The sequence below is a fragment of the Micromonospora sp. NPDC049230 genome (assembly GCF_040647875.1).
In the GTDB taxonomy this organism is placed as follows: Bacteria; Actinomycetota; Actinomycetes; order Mycobacteriales; family Micromonosporaceae; genus Micromonospora.
In genome coordinates this window covers 180,665-201,186 of the sequence record NZ_JBEZCZ010000006.1, presented here as the reverse complement: position 1 = coordinate 201,186, position 20,522 = coordinate 180,665, and the positions used below count along the sequence as shown (strand labels likewise).

The window sequence follows — 20,522 nt, the reverse complement described above, 5'->3', positions numbered from 1 at the left end:
TATGTCACCGCCGGCGACAGGCCGCGACCCTAGGCGGCGGGACCGGTGGTCAGGGCCAGCAGCTCCGCGACGAACTCCGCCGGGCGCTCCAGGTGCGGGCTGTGCCCGCAACCGGGCAGCACCACCTCGTGGTACGCGCCGCCGGCCGCCGCGTACCGCTCCAGCACCGACCGGGTCTGGCCGATCATCGGCTGCGGCGGGCAGACCTCCTCCCCGGGCCAGCCGGGCACGAGACCCAGCGAACCCAGGTACGCCAGGTCGAACAGCGAGGTGTCCGAGACGATGACGTCGGCGTCGCCGCGTACCCAGGTGATCGGAGGCTTCTCGGTGACGGCCACCAGCTCGTCGGCGAGCCGGAAGTGGGTCGGCGCGAGCGCGTTGAGCACCCCGCGCGTGCCCGGCGCGGTGCCCGGCCAGTTCTCCGACGGCTCCGCGGTGCCCGGGTAGTTGTCGTCCCCGGTGGCGGTGGAGAGCACGGTGTCCAGGAGCAGGTCCTCGTCGGCGCCCAGGGCGGCGGGATCGGCCACGTAGGTGGCTCGCAGGACGGCGCGCGGGCTGGCCGGAGTGTCCGCACTGCGGTCGCCGGCGGCGAGCAGGGCGACGAAGTCCGGATTGGCCGTGCCGGCGCCAGTGCCGGCGAAGTCGGGGGTGGTCGGCGTGCCGGTCAGGTCGCGGGTGCCACCGAAGCCGTACGGGGAGACCGGCGCGGCGAGCAGCAGCGCGCCCACCCGGTGTGGGCTGTCGACGAGCAGTCGCATCGCCACGCCGCCACCGAGGGAGTGCCCGACCACCACCGGGCGGGTGTCCCCGGCACCGAAGAGCGTCGGGTCGTCAAGCAGGGCGGCCACGTCGTCGGCGAAGTCCCGTAGGCCGCGGGTGGCGTCCACCGGGGCCGTCGCGGAGTCGCCGTACCCCCGCAGGTCGGGGGCGACCACCCGGAGCGTCGGCGGCAGCCGACGGACCAGCGGCTCCCAGAACAGCGCGGACGAGCAGTTGCCGTGGATCAGCAGCACCGGGGTGCCGTCCGGCGGGCCGGCCACCCGGACCGCCTGGGTGATGCCGTTCGCCGTCACGATCCGCTGCTCGGTTTCCATCCGCGGCATGCTGCCACGCCCGCCGGTGCCGGTCCAGGTGCCGAACAGCCACCCCGGGTGCGGCCCAGGTGTGGGCCGTACCCGGGTCGCCGGTCAGCGCCGGACGCCGGGCGGCGTGGCCAACGGCAGCGGAAGGGTCGGTCGGACGTCCCGCCGGCGCGGCCCGAAGCTGAGCCCCACCGGGTCGGTGTGTGCCACCCCCGGGTCGAACAGGCGCAGCTCGGTACGGCCGAGTCGGATCACGTCACCGTCGGAGAGCCGCTCCACCTCGGTGATCCGGCGGTCGTTGAGCCAGGTGCCGTTCGTCGAGCCGAGGTCCCGCAGCGACGGGCCCTCCGGGGCCAGCCACACCTCCGCGTGCCGGCGGCTCAGATGCGGGTCGCTGATGACGACGTGACCGGTCGGCGCCCGGCCGACCACCTGCGGTTCGACTCGAAGTCGGAAACTCGCTCCGCGCATCGGCCCACCCGCCACCGTCAACAGCGGCATAAGTTCTAGAAGTTCCTCCATGGACAGTCAGCCCTCCACCCCACACCGTCACTCCGCGCGTCAGCCTGCCACCAGACGGTAGTCATCGACACCGACCCTCCGGTCAGCTCCTCGTCACCTCCCGGCCACCCGCCGTTCGACGATTCGGGCGGACCGCGCACGTCACCAACGGCCTGACCTGCCCTGATCAACGACCAGTCGAAGCGGCACGGCGGTGGGCCGGACGGTTACGATCCGGACCTACCCGTGAGTAATCCTCGGGTCTAGACTTCCGCCATGACGGCTGTGCATGTCCCGGGTCTTCCGCTCATCGAGGCGGGCCTGCTGGTCTCCACCAGCCCGGCCACCGGCGCCGAGGCCGGTCGTTTTCCGGTCTCGACCGAGGCCGACGTGCGGCGGGCCGTCGAGGCCGCCCGCACCGCCGGCGGGTGGTGGGCCGGGCTCGGCTTCGCCGACCGCCGCGAACGGATGCTGCGGTGGCGTGCCCTGCTGGCCAAACGCATCGAGGAGCTGGCCGAGCTGGTGCACGTCGAGGGTGGCAAGCCGGTCGCCGACGCCATCGTCGAGGTCGTCACCGCGATCGAGCACATCGACTGGGCCGCCCGCAACGCCAACCGGGTGCTCGGCCCGCGCCGGGTGCGGTCCCGGCTCATCCTCGCCGAGTTCTCCGCGCACCTCGAATACCAGCCCTACGGCGTGGTCGGCGTGATCGGGCCGTGGAACTACCCGGTCTTCACGCCCATCGGTTCCGCCGCGTACGCGTTGGCCGCCGGCAACGGTGTGGTGCTCAAGCCGAGTGAATACACGCCCGCCGCCGGCCAGTGGCTGGTGGACAGCTTCGCCGAGGTGGTGCCCGAGCAGCCGGTGTTCACCGCCGTGCACGGGCTGGGCGACGTGGGCGCCGCGCTGTGCCGCTCCGGGGTCGACAAGCTGGCCTTCACCGGCTCGACCGCCACCGCCCGGACGGTGATGGCCGCCTGCGCCGAGACGCTGACCCCGGTGCTGATCGAGGGCGGCGGCAAGGACGCCATGATCGTCGACAGCGACGCCGACCTGGACGCTGCCGCCGAGGCGTGCGTCTGGGGCGGCATGACCAACGCGGGCCAGACCTGCATCGGCATCGAACGGGTCTACGCCGTCGACTCGGTCTTCGACGCCTTCGTCGACAAGGTGGTCACCCGCGCGGGTCGGCTGACCGTCGGACCGGAGGGCACCGACATCGGCCCGATCACGATGCCCAAGCAGATCGACGTGATCCGCCGGCACATCGACGCCGCGATCACCTCGGGCGGGCGCGCGGTGCTGGGCGGTCCGAGCGCGGTGCAGCCGCCGTACGTCCACCCGACAGTGCTTGTGGACGTCCCGGAGGAGTCGGCCGCCGTCCGCGAGGAGACCTTCGGCCCCACGCTGACCATCAGCCGGGTCCGTGACGCCGACGAGGCCGTCACCCGCGCCAACGCCCTGCCGTACGGCCTGGGAGGTTCGGTCTTCGGCCGGCGGCGCGCGGTGTCCATCGCGCGGCGGCTGCGCTCCGGAATGGCCTCGATCAACTCCACACTGACCTTCGCCGGCATGTCCACCCTGCCGTTCGGCGGGGTCGGCGATTCCGGCTTCGGGCGGATCCACGGGGAGGACGGGCTGCGCGAGTTCGGCAGGGCCAAGGCGGTCACCCGGCGCCGGGCCCGATCGCTGTTGCCGTCGATGACCTTCGAGCGCACCCCGACCGACGTGGCACGACTCGTCAAGGCCATCAAGGCGATGTACGGCAGGTGAGTGTCGGATAACCGATCTCGACCAAGATCAGCGTATCCACATGTTTATACGTGGTGTCCGCGGCGGTACATTGCGTTAAATGGGCCCCAATCGATTGCGCTACCGCCTTGTCGACAGCGACCAGTCGTGGAGCGCGCGGCGGCGCCGGCATCGCTCGGACTGGTTGGCACGCACCTTTCCCGAGATCGGCGACATGCACGTGATCGATCTCGGCGGCCGGCTCGGCACCTGGCACCGCGCGACAGTCCGGCCGGCTCGGGTGACAGTCGTCAACCTGGAGCAGCCGCCCGCCGCCGTACCAGACTGGGCCCACGTCGAGCAGGCCGACGCCTGCGACCTGCCCCCGCGCATCGCCAAGGGTGACTACGACCTGGTCTTCTCCAACTCGGTGCTGGAGCACGTGGGTGGGCACGAGCGCCGGCTGCGCTTCTCCGCCGCCGCCCGCGCGATGGCCGATCGGCACTGGGTGCAGACGCCCTACCGCTACTTCCCCATCGAGCCCCACTGGATCGCGCCCGGGATGCAGTTCCTGCCGGTGCGACTGCGCACCGCGCTCGCCCGCCGTTGGCCGTTGGGGCACAAGCCGACCCGCAGCCACGACGCCGCCATCCACCAGGTGCTCTGGACCGAGCTACTGGACCGTTCGCAGATGCGCCACTACTTCCCCGACTCGACGATGCTGATCGAGCGGGCGTTCGGCCTGCCCAAGTCGTTGATCGCGGTGCGCAACGGCAGGTGAGCCGATCAGAAGAGCGTCAGCTCGTCCTTCTCGATGCCCCGCAGCCGGTCGTAGTTCACGACCACGCACCGGATGCCCCGGTCGGCGGCGAGCACCCGGGCCTGCGGCTTGATCTCCTGGGCGGCGAAGACACCGGCCACCGGGCTGAGCAGCGGGTCACGGTTCATCAACTCGAGGTAGCGGGTCAACTGCTCCACACCGTCGATGTCGCCCCGCCGCTTGACCTCGACGGCGACCGCGCCGGCGTTGGCGTCCCGGCACAGCAGGTCGACCGGGCCGATCGCCGTCATGTACTCGCGGCGGACCAGCGTGAACCCCTCACCCAACGCACCCGGGTTGGCGGCCAACAACTCCTGTAGGTGCGCCTCCACCCCGTCCTTGCGCAGGCCCGGGTCGACACCCAGCTCGTACGAGGTGTCCTGGAAGATCTCCTCCAGGGTGATCCGCAGCTCCTCGCCGGCCTTGTTGACCACCCGCCACACGCCGGGGGCCTCCTCCAGCCGACAGGGCGGGCTCATCCAGTTCAACGGCTTGTAGGCCCGGTCGTCGGCATGGATCGACACCGACCCGTCCGCCTTCACCATCAGCAACCGGGTGGCCGGCGGCAGGTGAGCCGAGAGCCGTCCGACGTAGTCCACCGAGCACTTCGCAATGACCAACCGCACCCGACGAGGGTAGCCGAGGACCCACCGGTCGCCACCGAGCGGCACTGGCGCGTCGATGCGATGCTGAGGTCGTGTTCGAAGTCCTCACCGGTACCGGCCTCGCCGCCTCAGCGGGGTTGAACGCCTACATCCCCCTGCTCGCCCTCGGTCTGCTCGGTCGCTACACCGACCTGATCGACCTTCCCAGCGGCTGGACCTGGCTCGGCAACGGCTGGGTCATCGTCATCCTGGCCGTGTTGCTCGCCGTGGAGATGGTGGCCGACAAGGTGCCGGTGGTCGACCACGTCAACGACTTGGTGCAGACAGTGGTCCGACCCACCGCCGGCGGCCTGGCCTTCGGCGCCGGCTCCTCGTCGGAGACGGTGACGGTCAGCGACCCGGGGAGCTTCTTCTCGTCGCACCAGTGGGTGCCGGTCGCCACCGGCGTGCTGCTGGCACTGGGCGTGCACCTGCTCAAGTCCGCGGCACGCCCGGTCATCAACGCCACCACCGCCGGGTTCGGTGCGCCGGTGGCCAGCACCGCCGAGGACGCCACAAGTGTGGTGGTCTCCCTGGTGGCGATCATCCTGCCGGTGCTGGTGCTGGCGTTCCTGCTCGGCCTGGTGGTCTTCGTCTACTGGTTCCTCCGACGGCGCTCGGAACGCCGTCGGGAACGCGAGGCGGCCCGCGCCGCCGGCTTCCGCGTCTGACGCTCGATCGACTCGGGTTCCTGGAAACCGGGCCATCCCCCGCAGCGGGACACCCCGTATTCCGGAAACCCGAGTCGATCACGCCGGTCGTGGATCGGCGGCCTGCCATACCGAGGCTGCCCGGGCCGACAAAAGCCTAGGATCGGGGCAAAGACCTAGAGGAGATTGGCATGACCGCAGCGTTGGAGATGCCCCGGGTCCAGGAGTGTGTGGTCGCCGCATGCGCGTACAACCAGTCGGGTGACTGCCACGCCTTCGCGATCACGATCGGCAGCATGGATCACGCCCACTGCCACACCTTCGTCGAGTCGCCCATCCGGGGTGGCGTGGACGGCCTGACCGCCCAGGTCGGCGCCTGCCAGCGTGCCGACTGCCGGCACAACGAGCAGTTGGAGTGCCACGCGTCCTCGATCAGGGTCGGCCCGGACAACGACCTGGCCGACTGCGTGACCTACGCCGGCCGCTGACCCACCGACAGCGGTCAGGGCAGGTCGTTGGCGCGTCGGATGACAGTCACCAGGTCGTCGATGATGCCGGTGAGGGCGAAGTCCTTCGGGGTGAACACCCGGGCCACACCGGCTGCCCGCAGGGTGTCGGCGTCACCGGCGGGGATGATGCCGCCCACGACCACCGGCAGGTCGGCCCGGCCGGCGGCGCGCAGCCCGTCCAGCACGGCGGGCACGGCGGCCAGATGCGATCCGGAGAGCACGGACAGCCCGACCAGGTCGACGTCCTCCTCGACGGCGGCGGCGACGATCTGCCCCGCGGTCAGTCGGATGCCCTGGTAGACGACCTCGAAGCCGGCGTCGCGGGCGCGTACCGCGATCTGCTCCGCACCGTTGGAGTGCCCGTCCAGCCCGGGTTTGCCGACCAGCAGCCGCAGCCGGCCGCTGCCCAACTCCCGGGCGGTGGCGGCGACCCGCTCGCGGACGGCGGCCAGACCCGGGTCGCCACCGCCGCCGGCGGCACCGGCCAGGCCGGTCGGCGCCCGGTACTCGCCGAAGACCTGCCGCAGCGCTCCGGCCCACTCGCCGGTGGTCACCCCGACCCGCACGCACTCCAGGGTGGCGGGCATCAGGTTCGTTGTGGTCGCGGCGTCCGCGCGCAGCCGGGCCAGGGCCGCGTCGACGGCGTCCGCGTCCCGATCGGCCCGCCACCGGTGTACGTCGGCAGCGGCGGCCGCCTCGACCGCGGGGTCCACCCGCTCGACGGCCTGCGCACCGGCGGCGGTCAGCGGGGACTGCTCGGTCTCGGCGTACCTGTTGACGCCGACGACCACGTCGGCGCCGGACTCCATCCGGTGGCGGCGCTCGGCCAGCGAGGCGACGAGCGCGCTCTTGAGGTAGCCGGACTCCACGGCGGCGACCACACCGCCCGACTCCAGCACCTTGTCCAGCTCGACGCGGGCCCCGGTGACGATCTCGTCGACAAGCGCGGTCATCACGTGCGAGCCGGCGAAGAGGTCGGGGTATTCGAGCAGGTCCGACTCGTACGCCAACACCTGCTGCATCCGCAGCGACCACTGCTGGTCCCACGGGCGGGGCAGGCCGAGCGCCTCGTTCCAGGCGGGCAGTTGCACGGCCCGGGCCCGCGCGTCGCGGGACATCGTCACCCCGAGCATCTCCAGCACGATGCGCTGGATGTTGTTCTCCGGCTGCGCCTCGGTGAGACCCAGCGAGTTGACCTGCACGCCGTAACGGAACCGCCGTTGTCCGGCCTCGGTAACCGCGTACCGGTCGCGGGTGATCTCGTCCCAGAGCACGCCGAACGCGCGCATCTTGGCGATCTCCTCGACGAAGCGCACCCCGGCGTTGACGAAGAACGACACCCGCTGCACCACGTCGCCCATCCGCTCGGCCGGGACCTGACCGGAGTCGCGGACCGCGTCGAGCACGGCGACCGCGGTGGCCAGCGCGAAGCCGACCTCCTGCACGGGCGTCGCGCCGGCCTCCTGGAGGTGGTACGAGCAGATGTTGACCGGGTTCCACCGGGGCATCTCCCGCAGCGTGTACGCCACCACGTCGGCGGTCAGCCGCAGCGACGCCGCCGGCGGGAAGATGTACGTCCCCCGGGACAGATACTCCTTGACGATGTCGTTCTGCGTGGTGCCGGCGCAGCGGGCCGGGTCGGCGCCCTGTTCCAGCCCCACAGTGCGGTAGAGGGCGAGCATCCACATCGCCGGGGCGTTGATGGTCATCGAGGTGTTCGTGTCGGCGAGCGGGAGACCGTGGAAGAGCGCCCGCATGTCACCGAGGTGGGCCACCGGCACGCCGACCCGACCGACCTCACCGGCGGCCAACTCGTGGTCCGGGTCGTACCCGGTCTGGGTGGGCAGGTCGAAGGCGACCGAGAGGCCGGTCTGCCCCTTCGCCAGGTTGCGGCGGAAGAGGGCGTTGGTCGCGGTGGCCGACGAGTGGCCGGCGTAGGTGCGCATCACCCACGGCCGGTCCCGCTCGGGCAACCGCCCCGGATATGCCGTCTCGTCCATGGCCGGAGTTTAAGTTACTCATCGGTAAAAAGGGTTGTGGAAAACCACACAGGTCCATGTCGGGGACGTCCGGGTCGGAACCGCACGAGGTGTTGCCCGTCGCCACGCCCCGGGGCACCGCGCCGGCCTGGTCAGGCGCACACTTGACGACATGGATGACGAGCTGGCCATCTCCGTGCGGGGGCTGCGCAAGACGTACGGCGACAACGTCGCCGTGGCGGGCGTGGACCTCGACGTCCACCGTGGTGAGGTGTTCGCGTTGCTCGGCCCGAACGGCGCCGGCAAGACCACCACGGTGGAGATCCTGGAGGGTTACCGACGCCGCGACGCCGGCGAGGTCACAGTGCTCGGCACCGACCCGGCGCACCCGGACGCCGACTGGCGCTCCCGCGTCGGCATCGTGCTCCAGGGCACCGGCGAGTTCGACGAGCTGACAGTGGCCGAGGTGATCCGGCACTTCTCCGGCTTCTATCCCGACGCGGACGACCCGGACAAGGTGATCGAGCGGGTCGGGCTGGCCGACAAGGCGACGGCCCGTACGCACAGCCTCTCCGGTGGGCAGCGGCGTCGACTGGACGTGGCGCTGGGCATCATCGGTCGCCCCGAGCTGCTCTTCCTCGACGAGCCGACCACCGGTTTCGACCCGGAGGCCCGCCGCGAGTTCTGGGAGCTGATCCGCGATCTCGCCGCCGCCGGCACCACAATCGTGTTGACCACCCACTACCTGGACGAGGCGGAGGCGCTGGCCGACCGGGTCGGCGTGATCGCCGGCGGCCGGTTGGTCGCGGTGGCCGCCCCCAACGAGCTGGGCAACCGGCGGGAGGCGCTGGCGACGGTCTCCTGGCGTACCCCGGACGGGTCGCTGGAAAGTGCGCAGACCGCGACGCCGACGGGCCTGGTGGCCGACCTGGCCGCGCGCCACGGCGGCGAGGTTCCGGGGCTCACAGTGACCCGGCCGACCCTGGAGGACGTCTACCTCACGATGATCGGACACGCGCGATGACGACCACGACGAAGCCGGCGACGCCGGTCGCCGCGACCCGCAGCCGTCGGCGGGGTGCCGGCGCGCTCGCCCTGCGCCAGGGTCGGCTGGAGATCACCCAGTTCCTGCGCAGCCGGGAGTCCGTGGTCTTCACGATGGGTTTCCCCATCATCATGATCCTGATCTTCGCGTCGATCTTCCACGGCACGATCGGCGGCGGGGTCAAGTTCACGCAGTACTTCATCACCGGCATGATCGCGACCGGCCTGATGACCGTGAGCTTCCAGAACCTCGGCATCTGGATCCCTATCGAACGGGACCGGGGCGTGCTCAAGCGCTACCGGGGCACTCCGATGCCCAAGTGGGTCTGGTTCGCCGGCAAGGTGATCATGGTGGTGGCGATCGGCATCGCCGAGACCGCGCTGCTGCTGGCCGTCGCGGTGGCGCTGTTCGACCTCGACCTGCCGGGCACCGCCGGGAAGTGGTTGACCTTCGGTTGGGTCGCCGTGCTCGGGGTGACCGCCTGCACCCTGTGCGGCATCGCCATCTCGTCGCTGGCCCGCACCGCCCGCAGCGGCTCGGCGGTGGTCACTCCGGTCGCCCTGGTGCTCCAGTTCATCTCCGGGGTGTTCTTCGTCTTCACCGACTTGCCCACCTGGATGCAGCAGGTCGCGGCGCTGTTTCCGCTCAAGTGGATGTGCCAGGGCCTGCGATCGGTCTTCCTGCCGGAGAGCTTCGGCGCCCAGGAGCCGGGCGGCTCGTTCGAGCTGGGCCGGGTCGCAGTGGTGCTGGCCCTGTGGTGCGTGATCGGTGTGGTGCTCTGCCTGACCACCTTCCGGTGGACCACCAAGCGCGACGGCTGACCCGTTCCCGGGGCCCCGAATCGCCCCGGGGCCTGCCAGACTCTGTCGATGGCCGCTCGACCGACCCGGCGTGCTCGACCGTCCGCCGCACGTGGTCGCTCTGTCGACTTCTACACCGCCGTCCCGGACGGGCACGGCGACGGCCAGGGGCTGCCGGTCTGCCTGGTGCTGCACGGCGCTTCCACCACCGCAGGCGACTTCCCCGGGCTCGGCCTGGGGCGCTTCCTGACCGACGCGGTACGCCGAGGCACGCCACCGTTCGTGCTCGCCGGAGCGACAGGCGATCGCCTCTCCTGGCGCCCCGCCGGCCGGGACGACCCGCAACTGATGGTGCGGGAGGAGTTGCCGGCCTGGTGCGCCGAGCGGGGCTTCGACACCACCCGGCTGGCGGCCTGGGGCTGGTCGATGGGGGGCTACGGCTCGCTGTTGCTCGCCGAGACCTGGCCGGGCCTGCTCCGGGCGGTGGCGGCCTTCTCCCCCGCCGTCGCGCCCGGCGATGCCGTCTTCGCCGGCGTCGACCGGCTGCGCGGCACTCCGCTGGGCCTCTGGTGCGGCCGGCAGGACGACTTCCTCGACGACGTGCAGGCGCTGGAGCGGGCCCTGCCGGAGCCGGCGGTCCGCGCGGAGTACGCCGACGGCCGACACGACTTCCGGTACTGGGGCTCGGTCATCCCCGACGCCCTCGACTTCGTCGCGGCGGCGTTAACCGCGCCGGCCGGCCCCACCTGAGCCGACCGCGGGGGCCCGTGAACGCGCCCCCGCGGTTGCCTGCCTCAGTAGGTGTAGAAGCCCTTGCCGGTCTTGCGGCCCAGGTCACCGGCGGTGACCATCCGCTGGAGCAGCTCCGGCGGGAAGAACTTCTCGTCGGCCGTGTCCGCGTAGATGTTCTTCATGGCGTGCAGCAGCACGTCCACGCCGGTCAGGTCGATGGTGGCCAGCGGGCCCATCGCGTGCCCGAAGCCCAGGCGGCAGGCCGTGTCCAGATCCTCGGCGGACACCACCCCGGACTCGACCAGCTTGGCCGCCTCCGCGACCAGAACGGAGATCAGCCGGGTCGTGACGAAACCGGCGATGTCCCGGTTGACCACCACCACCGTCTTGCCGACCTCCTCGGCGAAGGCCCGTGCGGTGTCCAGCGTGGCGTCACTCGTCTGGTAACCGCGGACCAGCTCGCAGAGCTGCATCATCGGCACCGGGGAGAAGAAGTGGGTGCCGACGACAGCCTCCGGCCGCTCGGTCACCGCGGCGATCTGGGTGACCGGAATGGCCGAGGTGTTGGTGGCGAGCACCGCGTCGGCCTTGCAGATCTTGTCGAGGGCGCGGAACACCTCGTGCTTGATCTCCAGCCGCTCGAAGACGGCCTCGACCACGATGTCCGCGTCCGCCGCCGCTTCCAGGTCGGTGGTCGGGGTGATCCGGGCCAGCGTCGGCTCGACCTCGGACGCCTCGATCTTGCCCTTCTCGGCGAACTTCTCCAGTGACTTCCGGATGCCGCCGAGCCCTCGGGTGGTGGCCGCGTCGTCCAGGTCGCGCAGCGTCACCTGCCAGCCCGCCTGTGCCGCCACCTGGGCGATGCCGGAGCCCATCAACCCAGCCCCGACGACCGCGAGTCGACCCGCCATCTACTTCTCCCTCGCTGCGATTGAGTGCCTCACTGCACAGTAGTCGGCGAGCCTGAACGATGACTAAGCGCTCCACACGTGACGGATGTCTGGCGCTTTCGGTGAGCCTGAGCGGGGTAGGGAGCGGTGACGGATTCACGACTCCGCTCGGCGAACAAAGGTCCCCGCGGGTGCGGGCGAACCCTACGGCAGCAGCCCAGCGGAATTGCCCAGGCGTTCGTCATGCGTGCCACGCCCTTGGTCGGAACCCGTTGCCACCGCCGGTGGACGCCGGGCTCGGTGTGCCCCACGCACGGAACTGGCCTCAGATCTCCAGCGACGGTTCCTCGGGGGTGGTGCCCCGCTCGACCGCCACCCCGAGGGCGCGGAGATCGGCCACGAAGTCCGGATAGCCCCGGTCGACGTGATGCACGTGGGAGACCTCGGTGACCCCCTGCGCACACAGCCCGGCGATGATCAGCCCGGCACCGGCACGGATGTCGGTCGCCTGGACCGGGGCACCGGAGAGCCGACCCCGCCCACGGACCACCGCGTGGTGCCCGTCGGTCTTGATGTCCGCGCCGAGCCGCATCATCTCGTTGGCGAACATGAACCGGCCGTCGAAGATGTTCTCGGTGATCAGGGAGGCGCCGTCGCTGACCGCGGCCAGCCCGATCGCCATCGGCAGCAGGTCGGTGGCGAAGCCGGGGTACGGCAACGTCACCACGTCCACCGCCCGGGGCCGGTCGTCCATGCGTACCCGGAAGCCGTCCCCCCGGGTCTCCACCAGGCCGCCGGCCGCGACCACCTTGTCCAGCGCGACCTCCAGGTACGCCGGGTCCAGCCCCGTCACCGTCACGTCGCCCCGGGTCATCGCGGCCCCGAACGCCCAGGTGCCGGCGACGATCCGGTCCCCCACAGTGGCGTGCCGGACGGGATGCAGACCCGGCACTCCGGTGATCCGCAAGGTGGACGTGCCCGCGCCGGAGATTCGGGCGCCCATCTGGTTGAGCATCGTGCAGATGTCGACGATCTCCGGCTCCCGGGCCGCGTTGTCGATGGTCGTGACGCCCTGGGCCAGCACCGCCGCCATCACCAGGTTCTCGGTCGCGCCGACGCTGGGGAAGTCCAGCACGATGTCCGCGCCACGCAGCCCGTGTGCGGCGGAGGCGATGACGAAGCCGTGCTCACCGGAGATCTCCGCGCCCATCCGGGTCAGCCCGGAGATGTGCATGTCCAGCCCCCGTGACCCGATGGCGTCGCCGCCGGGGTGGGCGACCCGCACGTACCCCCGGCGGGCCAGCAGCGGGCCGAGCACACAGATCGACGCGCGCAACCGGCGGACCAGGTCGTAGTCGGCGTCCGTGCCGGGCTGCTCGGGCACGTCGATGGTCACCGACCGGGACCGGGCCACGCCGCCGCGGGCGACCATCGGGTCGACCGGGTCGTCCGCGTCGAACCGGACGTCGCACCCCAGCCGACGCAGCACCTCACCCATGATCGCGATGTCGGTGATCCGGGGAACGTTCGTGATCACGCTGCGGCCCGGGGCGAGCAGCGCGGCGGCCATCAACTTCAGTGCCGAGTTCTTGGCGCCGACCACGTGCACGGTGCCGGCCAGCCGGACGTCACCATGGACCCGAATGACGTCGACATCGTTGACCGCCGGATCGCCCGCCTCGCCGGGGCCCACCACCACCGGCCAACTGGGAGCACTGTCCGGCCGCGCCGGGATCGTCAGGTCGGGAATCCGTAGGCTGTGCGTCATGGCCGTCCACCTCACGCGCATCTACACCAAGGCCGGCGACGCCGGCATGACCAGGCTGAGCAACAACGAGCAGGTGCCGAAGACCGATCCACGGATCGCCGCGTACGCGGATGTCGACGAGTGCAACGCGGCGATCGGCGTCGCGCTCGCCCTGGGCGGGCTCGACCAGGAACTGCGGGACGTGCTGGGGTCGGTGCAGAACGACCTGTTCGACGTCGGCGCCGACCTGTCCACCCCTGTCGAACCGGAGCCGAAGTACCCGCCGCTGCGGGTGACCGAGGAGTACGTCGAGCGCCTGGAGGGCTGGTGCGACGAGTACAACGCACGCCTGAGCAAGCTCGACTCCTTCATCCTCCCCGGCGGCACCGCGGGCGCGGCGCTGCTACACGTGGCGCGGACGACCGCCCGGCGTGCCGAGCGGGCAGCGTGGGCGCTGGTCAGCCACGATCCGGAACGAACCAGCACGCTCCCGGCAAAGTATCTCAACCGGCTCTCCGATCTGCTCTTTATCCTGTCAAGAACGGCAAATCCGGCGGGAGACGTGCTATGGGTGCCGGGCGGCAAGCGCTAGAACGTCGGTGCACCGCACCCCGTCGAGGTCTGGGTTCCCAATCCGTCCGCCCCCACGCGTAGCCACTGCCGGCGACTCACAAGCGGCGCCCACGCCACACCGCCCGGACGCAGCAGCCGGACGCAGCAGGCGAGGCGAAGCGGCCGGGCGCAGCAGGCCGAGGCGCAGCGAGGCAAGCCCCGCCCATGATCCACTCGGAATCATGAATACCGCGGCATCCGGCCCAGCAGAACACCCCGACATCAAGAAAGCCGAGTCGATCAACCAGCCTGCTCGCCCACCGCGAGGCGGCCGGGGCAGCAACAACCACCGAGCAGGCAAGACTCCGCCAAACCGGTAACGGGCAGGTGCTGAAGACCACGCCAGACAGACGCACAGCGACAAGAACGGGCTTCCGGGGGCGCCCGCCCGGCGCAGGGATCAAGCCTGACCGCCCGGAGCCGGGTGGGCTCCCCCGGAAACCCCCACAGCACCCAAAGGCGAAGCTCAGGCAGCCGGCCAATCCTGGGAGGCCATACGCGGCGAGACCGCCCCCGGAGGAGCGGCCTCAAGCCAAGACAGGAACCCGGTAACTGTCGACCGCGCCATGGCGATCTCCACCGGTGCGTGGTTACTGGTACAGCGGAGGATCACCCAGTCGGCCGGCATGGAGAGCCGTTCCTGGCCCTCCGGCAGTCGACGGCGCTCGACCGCCAACCCCTTGCGGGAGAGAACCCGCTTGGGTCGGATCGCGAAGCTGAACATCCTGTACCACCGCAGCTCGTCACCGGCGAACCGGCCGAAGCCGGGCGACCAGCCACGGCCGTCGAGCACTGTGGTGACTCGGACGCTGAGCCGGATGATGCCACCGCTGCGGGTGACGAGGGCTCGCCGGACGAAGAGGGTCAGAAGCGCGCCGAGGATGACGACAACGCCGATCCCGATTCCTTCGACGATGTCCATCCCCGGTGTGGCTCAGCGGCTCTGCGCGGAGACCGGGGTTGCGCTCTCGGCCAGCACGATGACGCCGTCGGCGCTCACCGAGAGGAAGCCGCCGGCCACCTCGTAGGAGACCTGCTCACCGCCGGCGAGCTTGATGCGGACCTGACCGGGCTCCGCGAGCTGGCCGAGCAGCGGCGCGTGCCCCGGCAGGACACCGAGCTCGCCTTCGGTCGTCCGGGCGACGAGCATCTCGGCGTCACCGGACCAGACCTTCTCCTCGACGGCGACGAGCTCGACGTGAAGCTGCTTTGCCACGCTGTCTCCTTGCTGCGGCGACGGATTGCCGAAAGTCTAGCCTGACGCGCGGGCGCTCCCAACGCGGGTGGCGAGAACCGCGCCGCGACTACTTGGTCTTGTTGACGAAGTCCGGATGCTCCAGCAGGAACGGATCGAGCTGCTCGTTGTGCAGGGCGGTGAAGAAGTCCGCGACGCCCGGCTGGAACTGCTCGCCGAGATAGACGCCTCTGCTGTTCGTGAGTTCGCCACCGGCGAGCTTGATCATTTGGATGGTGTTGGGGCGGAGGTCCTTCAGGGCGAGCCCGAAGTCGACGACGCTGCTGCCCCGACCGTTGAAGATCAGCGACTGACCTGCGGCGCGGAGCACCTTGTCCAACTTGATCGGGTTGGCCACCACGTCGGCGCTGAACGCCTGGCCGACCATGGCCTTGACGAACTGCTGCTGGTGGCGCTGCCGGCCGTAGTCGGAGTCCGGGACGCCGTTCTTCGGGTAGCGCTGCCGGACGTAGTCCAGGGCCTGCCACCCGCTGAGGTGCTGGTTGCCCTTCTTGTAGACCGCCTGCGGGCCGACGTAGCCCTCGCCGTACGTCTTGCCCGGTCGCGGCTTACCGTCGGGCTGCTTGTGCTCGGACTTGACCTCGCGCTCGATGTACATGTCGACGCCACCCATGGCGTCGACGATCTTCTGGAAGCCGGTGAAGTTGATGATGGCGCCGGCGTCGAACCGTTTGATGCCTGTCACGTTCTGCACCGTGGTGGCCAAGAGCTCGAAGCCGCGCGCCGCGTCGGGGTTCCCTCCCGGCATCTGACTGCCGAACGACATGGCAGCGTTGATCTTCGTGGTCTCGCCGGCGAAGTTGGCCTTCTTGAACGCCGGGATCGGCACGTAGAGGTCACGCGGCAGGGAGAACAGGTAGGCCCGGTCCATCGACTCCGGCACGTGCAACACCATGATCGAGTCGGCCAACGGCGCGGCCGTCGCCGTACGCGGGTCGATGCCGACGAGCAGGATGTTGAGTGGACCCTTGATGTCGCTCTTCTTCGGCTGGGCGCCGGCCGCCTGGTCGCCGAAGAGGTCCGCCTTGCCGACCGCGCCCTCGTAGCGGGCCATCAGGACCTCCGCGCCGACAAGCACCGCACCGCTGAGCACGACCAGCACGGTGCCGAACACCGTGCAGATCCTGGCCCAGCGCGGGACGCCCCGCCAGACGGACGACTTGCGGCCACGCTTGCCGGCCTTACCCACGAGCAGCTCCGTTCGTTACGCCCACACGAGGGAAGACGGGCGCACGTCGTCGAAAGGTTGCAAAGATCAACGCTCGTCGGGTGAGCGTGCGGATAGAACGTATCTCGGGTTGTTGGAAACGGACGACCCCGAGTAACGGACCGCGACGATGGTAAGACGCGAAGATGAACAAAAGACTGCCCCGGCGTTGCCGGGGCAGTCTTTTTCGTTCGGGTCGAATCGGGGCTTATCAGCCCTTCATCAGCTCCTCAGCCTTGCGCTCCAGGTCCTCGAGACCGCCGCACATGAAGAACGCCTGCTCGGGGAAGTGATCGTACTCACCCTCGCTGATCTTCCGGAACGCCTCGATGGTCTCCTTGATCGGGACCGTCGAGCCCGGTACGCCGGTGAACTGCTCCGCCGCGTAGGTGTTCTGCGAGAGGAAGCGCTCGATCCGCCGGGCCCGCGCCACGGTGATCTTGTCTTCCTCGGAGAGCTCCTCGATGCCGAGGATGGCGATGATGTCCTGCAAGTCGCGGTAGCGCTGCAGGATCCGCTTCACCTCGGTGGCCACCTGGAAGTGCTCCTGGCCGACGAACTCCGGGGCGAGGATCCGGGACGAGGACGCCAGCGGGTCCACGGCCGGGTAGATGCCCTTGTCGGAGATCGACCGCTCCAGGTTGGTGGTCGCGTCCAGGTGGGCGAACGTGGTGGCCGGGGCGGGGTCGGTGTAGTCGTCCGCCGGCACGTAGATCGCCTGCATGGAGGTGATGGCCTGGCCCCGGACGGAGGTGATCCGCTCCTGGAGCTCGCCCATCTCGTCGGCCAGGGTCGGCTGGTAACCCACGGCGCTCGGCATACGGCCGAGCAGGGTGGACACCTCGGAACCGGCCTGCGTGAAGCGGAAGATGTTGTCGATGAAGAGCAGCACCTCCTGCTTCTTCACGTCCCGGAAGTACTCCGCCATGGTCAGCGCGGAGAGCGCCACCCGCAGCCGGGTGCCCGGCGGCTCGTCCATCTGGCCGTAGACAAGTGCGGTCTTGTCGATGACGCCGGACTCGGTCATCTCGGCGATGAGGTCGTTGCCCTCACGGGTGCGCTCACCCACGCCGGCGAACACCGAGGTACCACCGAAGTTGCGGGCAACCCGGGTGATCATCTCCTGGATGAGCACCGTCTTGCCCACGCCCGCGCCGCCGAACAGGCCGATCTTGCCGCCCTTGACGTACGGGGCGAGCAGGTCGATGACCTTGATGCCGGTCTCCAGCATCTCGGTCTTCGGCTCCAGGTCCGCGAAGGCCGGGGCCTTGCGGTGGATGCCCCACCGGTCGTCGGCCTCGAACGTCTCGCCCTCGGTGAGGTTGAGCACCTCGCCGATCGCGTTGAACACGTGGCCCTTGACCGCGTCGCCCACCGGCACCGTGATCGGCTCGCCGCGGTCGCGCACCTCGGCGCCGCGGACCAGGCCGTCGGTCGGCTGCATCGAGATGGCACGGACCAGGTTGTCACCCAGGTGCTGGGCGACCTCCAGGGTCAGCGTCTTCTCACCGCCGGACAGGTTCACCGTGACGTTGAGGGCGTTGAACAGGGGCGGCATGGCGTCACGCGGGAATTCGGCGTCGACGACCGGGCCGATGACCCGGACCACGCGACCCGTGGCCGTCTTGGTCTCTACTGGTGCAGTCATCACACTTCACTTCCCGACGCGGCCAGCGCGTTGGCGCCGCCGACGATCTCGCTGATCTCCTGGGTGATCCCGGCCTGGCGAGCCGAGTTCATCTCGCGCGTGTACTTCTCGATCATCTCTTCGGCGTTGTCGGTGGCGCTCTTCATCGCCCGCCGCCGGGCCGCCGACTCACTCGCCGCCGACTCGATCAACGCCGCGTAGATCCGCGTGTTGATGTACCTCGGCAGGAGCGCGTCGAGCAGCGCCTCCGCCTCCGGCTCGAACTCGTACGCCGGCAGCAACCCCTCGGAGCGCGGCCGGTCCTCCACCTGCATCGGACCAATGATCTTGGTTACCGGGTTCTGCGTCATGAGCGAGTGGAACTCGGTGTAGACGATGTGCAACTCGTCGACGCCGAGCACCCCGTCCGCCCCGGCGCTGCCGTCGGCGTCGTCCGCACCGGCGGTGAACGCCTTGATCAGCGTCTCACCGACGGTACGTGCGTCCTCGAACGACGGCTGCTCACTGAAGCCGGTCCAGTTCGCCTCGATCGGCCGGTTGCGGAACCGGTAGAACCCGACACCCTTACGCCCGATCACGTAGAGCACCGGCTCCTTGCCGTCCGCCTTGAGCCGCGCGATCAGCGACTCCGCCATCCTGATCGCGTTGGAGCTGTAGCCGCCGGCCAGACCACGGTCACTGGTGACCAACAGGACGCCCGCCCGCCGCACCCGCTCGCGCGGGGTGAGCAGCGGGTGGTCGATCCGAGCGTTGGACGCCAGCGCCGTGAGCACACCGGTGATGGCCTGGGCGTACGGCAGGGACGCCTGCACCCGGGCCTGAGCCTTGGCGATCCGGCTCGTCGCCACGAGCTCCATCGCCTTGGTGATCTTCTTCATCGACTTCGCCGAGCGGATCCGTTGACGAAGAACGCGTACCTGGGCGGCCATCAGATCAGCTCTCGGCCGGGCGGTCGGTCGCGCTGTCGCGGAAGCGGGTCACCGTCTCGCGGTTCTCGTCGCCCTCAAGCGGTGCGGCCGGCGCGTCATTGACCGTGCGCTCGTCGTCCTTGTTGAGGAAGACCTGCTTGAACTCGGTGATCGCGGCGTCCAGGGAGCTGACGATGTCGTCGCCCCACTGGTTGTCGGCGATCCCGGCCAGCACGCCCTGGTGCTTGTGCCGCAGGTACTGGAGGAACTCCGCCTCGAAGCGACGAACCTCGCCCACCGGGATGTCGTCAAGCTTGCCCTCGACACCGGCCCAGACCGAGACGACCTCCTGCTCGACCGGGAACGGCGAGTAGTTCGGCTGCTTGAGCAGCTCGACGAGGCGTACACCGCGGTCGAGCTGGGCCCGGGAAGCCCGGTCCAGGTCGGAGGCGAAGGCGGCGAACGCCTCCAGCTCGCGGTACTGCGCGAGGTTCAGCCGCAGCGAACCGGCGACCTTGCGCATCGGCTTCACCTGGGCGGCACCGCCGACCCGGGAGACCGAGGTGCCGACGTTGATCGCCGGACGAACGCCCTGGTTGAACAGGTCGGTCTCCAGGAAGATCTGGCCGTCGGTGATCGAGATGACGTTGGTCGGGATGAAGGCCGAGATGTCGTTGGCCTTCGTCTCAATGATCGGCAGACCGGTCATCGAGCCGCCACCCAGCTCGTCGGAGAGCTTCGCGCAGCGCTCCAGCAGGCGGGAGTGCAGGTAGAAGACGTCGCCCGGGTACGCCTCGCGGCCCGGCGGGCGACGCAGCAGCAGCGACACGGCCCGGTACGCCTCGGCCTGCTTGCTCAGGTCGTCGAAGACGATCAGGACGTGCTTGCCGCCGTACATCCAGTGCTGCCCGATGGACGAGCCGGTGTACGGGGCCAGGTACTTGAAGCCGGCCGGGTCGGACGCCGGGGAGGCCACGATGGTCGTGTACTCCATCGCGCCGGCCTCTTCCAGCTGGCCCTTGATCGAGGCGATCGTGGAGGCCTTCTGACCGATGGCGACGTAGATGCAGCGGACCTGCTTCTTCGGGTCGCCGGTGCGCCAGTTGTCCCGCTGGTTGAGGATCGCGTCCAGGGCGACGGTGGTCTTACCGGTCTTCCGGTCACCGATGATCAGCTGCCGCTGGCCCCGGCCGATCGGGGTCATCGCGTCGATGGCCTTGATGCCGGTCTGTAGCGGCTCGAACACCGACTGGCGGGACATCACGTTCGGAGCCTGCAACTCCAGCTCGCGGAAGCCCTCGTTGGCGATGTCGCCGAGCCCGTCGATCGGCTTGCCGAGCGCGTCGACAACGCGGCCGAGGAAGGCATCGCCAACCGGAACGGAGAGAACCCGCTCGGTGCGCTTGACGCGCTGCCCCTCCTCCAGCTTGGCGGAGTCACCGAGAACGACGACACCGATCTCCCGGACGTCGAGGTTCAACGCCACGCCGAGCGTGCCGTCCTCGAATTCCAGGAGCTCGTTGGTCATGGTCGAGGGCAGGCCCTCGACGTGGGCGATGCCGTCACCGGTGTCGGCGACGGTGCCGACCTCCTCGCGGGAGACGTCGGACGAGTAGGAAGAGACGTAGCGCTCCAGGGCGCCGCGGATCTCCTCCGTCGAGATGGTCAGCTCGGCCATCCTCTGCTTCCTTAAAATTCAGGGGCCCGGGATACCTAGTACCGACCGGTCCGAATGGCGTCTGTCAATCCGGGCGCTGAGCGG

General features: G+C 69.9%; 20 protein-coding genes. 8 read left to right on the top strand and 12 right to left on the bottom strand.

The window, feature by feature from the left end:
• Nucleotides 1-29 precede the first annotated feature (29 nt).
• Both AB0A95_RS08090 and AB0A95_RS08085 read right to left on the bottom strand, forming a co-directional pair.
• Nucleotides 30-1,103 carry an alpha/beta hydrolase gene (locus AB0A95_RS08090; protein ID WP_357554890.1) on the bottom strand — a complete coding sequence of 358 codons (1,074 nt, stop codon included), beginning with the start codon at nucleotides 1,101-1,103 and terminating at the stop codon, nucleotides 30-32.
• Between the two features lie 84 nt (nucleotides 1,104-1,187).
• Nucleotides 1,188-1,604, bottom strand: a complete 417-nt coding sequence (locus AB0A95_RS08085) for an FHA domain-containing protein (protein WP_357554889.1) — start codon at nucleotides 1,602-1,604, stop codon at nucleotides 1,188-1,190.
• A gap of 255 nt (nucleotides 1,605-1,859) precedes the next feature.
• On the opposite strand from AB0A95_RS08085, the gene AB0A95_RS08080 reads away from it, so the two are divergent.
• Together AB0A95_RS08080 and AB0A95_RS08075 are read left to right on the top strand one after the other, a co-directional pair.
• Complete coding sequence (locus tag AB0A95_RS08080) at nucleotides 1,860-3,356, top strand: aldehyde dehydrogenase family protein (protein WP_357554888.1); 1,497 nt, start codon at nucleotides 1,860-1,862, stop codon at nucleotides 3,354-3,356.
• Between the two features lie 79 nt (nucleotides 3,357-3,435).
• Complete coding sequence (locus AB0A95_RS08075) at nucleotides 3,436-4,095, top strand: class I SAM-dependent methyltransferase (protein ID WP_357554887.1); 660 nt, start codon at nucleotides 3,436-3,438, stop codon at nucleotides 4,093-4,095.
• 5 nt (nucleotides 4,096-4,100) lie between these two features.
• On the opposite strand, the gene nucS is transcribed toward AB0A95_RS08075, so the two are convergent.
• Nucleotides 4,101-4,760 carry an endonuclease NucS gene (nucS, locus tag AB0A95_RS08070; protein ID WP_357554886.1) on the bottom strand — a complete coding sequence of 220 codons (660 nt, stop codon included), beginning with the start codon at nucleotides 4,758-4,760 and terminating at the stop codon, nucleotides 4,101-4,103.
• A 71-nt stretch (nucleotides 4,761-4,831) separates the two neighbouring features.
• Between nucS and AB0A95_RS08065 the strand changes: the two genes are divergently transcribed.
• A complete protein-coding gene (locus AB0A95_RS08065; RefSeq protein ID WP_357554885.1) occupies nucleotides 4,832-5,449 on the top strand; it encodes a DUF4126 domain-containing protein in 618 nt (205 codons plus the stop codon).
• Nucleotides 5,450-5,619: 170 nt separating this feature from the next.
• Nucleotides 5,620-5,916 (top strand): DUF1540 domain-containing protein, encoded by a 297-nt coding sequence (locus AB0A95_RS08060; RefSeq protein ID WP_357554884.1) that lies wholly within the window; start codon nucleotides 5,620-5,622, stop codon nucleotides 5,914-5,916.
• Between the two features lie 14 nt (nucleotides 5,917-5,930).
• Here the strand turns inward: AB0A95_RS08060 and AB0A95_RS08055 are convergent, their stop codons facing one another.
• Nucleotides 5,931-7,937 carry a protein meaA gene (locus AB0A95_RS08055; RefSeq protein WP_357554883.1) on the bottom strand — a complete coding sequence of 669 codons (2,007 nt, stop codon included), beginning with the start codon at nucleotides 7,935-7,937 and terminating at the stop codon, nucleotides 5,931-5,933.
• 151 nt (nucleotides 7,938-8,088) lie between these two features.
• Here AB0A95_RS08055 and AB0A95_RS08050 point away from each other — a divergent pair, with 151 nt between their 5' ends.
• From AB0A95_RS08050 to AB0A95_RS08040, 3 genes are read left to right on the top strand one after another with little or no spacing between them, the layout of a single operon-like run.
• Entirely contained in the window at nucleotides 8,089-8,940 is an 852-nt protein-coding gene (locus AB0A95_RS08050; protein ID WP_357554882.1) for an ABC transporter ATP-binding protein, read from the top strand.
• A complete protein-coding gene (locus AB0A95_RS08045) occupies nucleotides 8,937-9,782 on the top strand; it encodes an ABC transporter permease (protein WP_357554881.1) in 846 nt (281 codons plus the stop codon). The genes AB0A95_RS08050 and AB0A95_RS08045 overlap by 4 nt, the downstream gene beginning before the upstream one ends.
• 48 nt (nucleotides 9,783-9,830) lie before the next feature.
• Nucleotides 9,831-10,511, top strand: a complete 681-nt coding sequence (locus AB0A95_RS08040; RefSeq protein WP_357554880.1) for an alpha/beta hydrolase-fold protein — start codon at nucleotides 9,831-9,833, stop codon at nucleotides 10,509-10,511.
• A 44-nt stretch (nucleotides 10,512-10,555) separates the two neighbouring features.
• Here the strand turns inward: AB0A95_RS08040 and AB0A95_RS08035 are convergent, their stop codons facing one another.
• Nucleotides 10,556-11,404 carry a 3-hydroxyacyl-CoA dehydrogenase family protein gene (locus AB0A95_RS08035; RefSeq protein ID WP_357554879.1) on the bottom strand — a complete coding sequence of 283 codons (849 nt, stop codon included), beginning with the start codon at nucleotides 11,402-11,404 and terminating at the stop codon, nucleotides 10,556-10,558.
• A gap of 304 nt (nucleotides 11,405-11,708) precedes the next feature.
• On the bottom strand, nucleotides 11,709-13,151 hold the full coding sequence (murA, locus tag AB0A95_RS08030) for a UDP-N-acetylglucosamine 1-carboxyvinyltransferase (RefSeq protein ID WP_357554878.1): 1,443 nt from the start codon (nucleotides 13,149-13,151) through the stop codon (nucleotides 11,709-11,711).
• Here murA and AB0A95_RS08025 point away from each other — a divergent pair.
• Nucleotides 13,150-13,722, top strand: coding sequence for a cob(I)yrinic acid a,c-diamide adenosyltransferase (locus tag AB0A95_RS08025; protein ID WP_357524736.1), 573 nt, complete (start codon nucleotides 13,150-13,152; stop codon nucleotides 13,720-13,722). The two genes, murA and AB0A95_RS08025, sit on opposite strands and share 2 nt — an antisense overlap.
• Nucleotides 13,723-14,208: 486 nt before the next feature.
• Here AB0A95_RS08025 and AB0A95_RS08020 read toward each other — a convergent pair whose 3' ends face one another.
• The 6 genes from AB0A95_RS08020 to atpA all read right to left on the bottom strand — a co-directional run bounded on the left by AB0A95_RS08020 (nucleotide 14,209) and on the right by atpA (nucleotide 20,438).
• Nucleotides 14,209-14,664, bottom strand: coding sequence for a DUF2550 domain-containing protein (locus AB0A95_RS08020; RefSeq protein WP_357554877.1), 456 nt, complete (start codon nucleotides 14,662-14,664; stop codon nucleotides 14,209-14,211).
• Nucleotides 14,665-14,676: 12 nt separating this feature from the next.
• Nucleotides 14,677-14,958 carry a F0F1 ATP synthase subunit epsilon gene (locus tag AB0A95_RS08015; RefSeq protein WP_357066889.1) on the bottom strand — a complete coding sequence of 94 codons (282 nt, stop codon included), beginning with the start codon at nucleotides 14,956-14,958 and terminating at the stop codon, nucleotides 14,677-14,679.
• A gap of 88 nt (nucleotides 14,959-15,046) precedes the next feature.
• Complete coding sequence (locus tag AB0A95_RS08010) at nucleotides 15,047-16,192, bottom strand: LCP family protein (protein ID WP_357554962.1); 1,146 nt, start codon at nucleotides 16,190-16,192, stop codon at nucleotides 15,047-15,049.
• 223 nt (nucleotides 16,193-16,415) lie between these two features.
• Nucleotides 16,416-17,852: a F0F1 ATP synthase subunit beta gene (atpD, locus tag AB0A95_RS08005; RefSeq protein WP_357554876.1), complete on the bottom strand. Its 1,437-nt coding sequence runs from the start codon at nucleotides 17,850-17,852 to the stop codon at nucleotides 16,416-16,418.
• Nucleotides 17,852-18,781 (bottom strand): F0F1 ATP synthase subunit gamma, encoded by a 930-nt coding sequence (locus tag AB0A95_RS08000; protein WP_357554875.1) that lies wholly within the window; start codon nucleotides 18,779-18,781, stop codon nucleotides 17,852-17,854. Before AB0A95_RS08000 ends, atpD begins: the two co-directional genes overlap by 1 nt.
• Nucleotides 18,782-18,785: 4 nt before the next feature.
• Nucleotides 18,786-20,438 carry a F0F1 ATP synthase subunit alpha gene (atpA, locus tag AB0A95_RS07995; protein ID WP_357554874.1) on the bottom strand — a complete coding sequence of 551 codons (1,653 nt, stop codon included), beginning with the start codon at nucleotides 20,436-20,438 and terminating at the stop codon, nucleotides 18,786-18,788.
• Nucleotides 20,439-20,522: the final 84 nt, after the last annotated feature.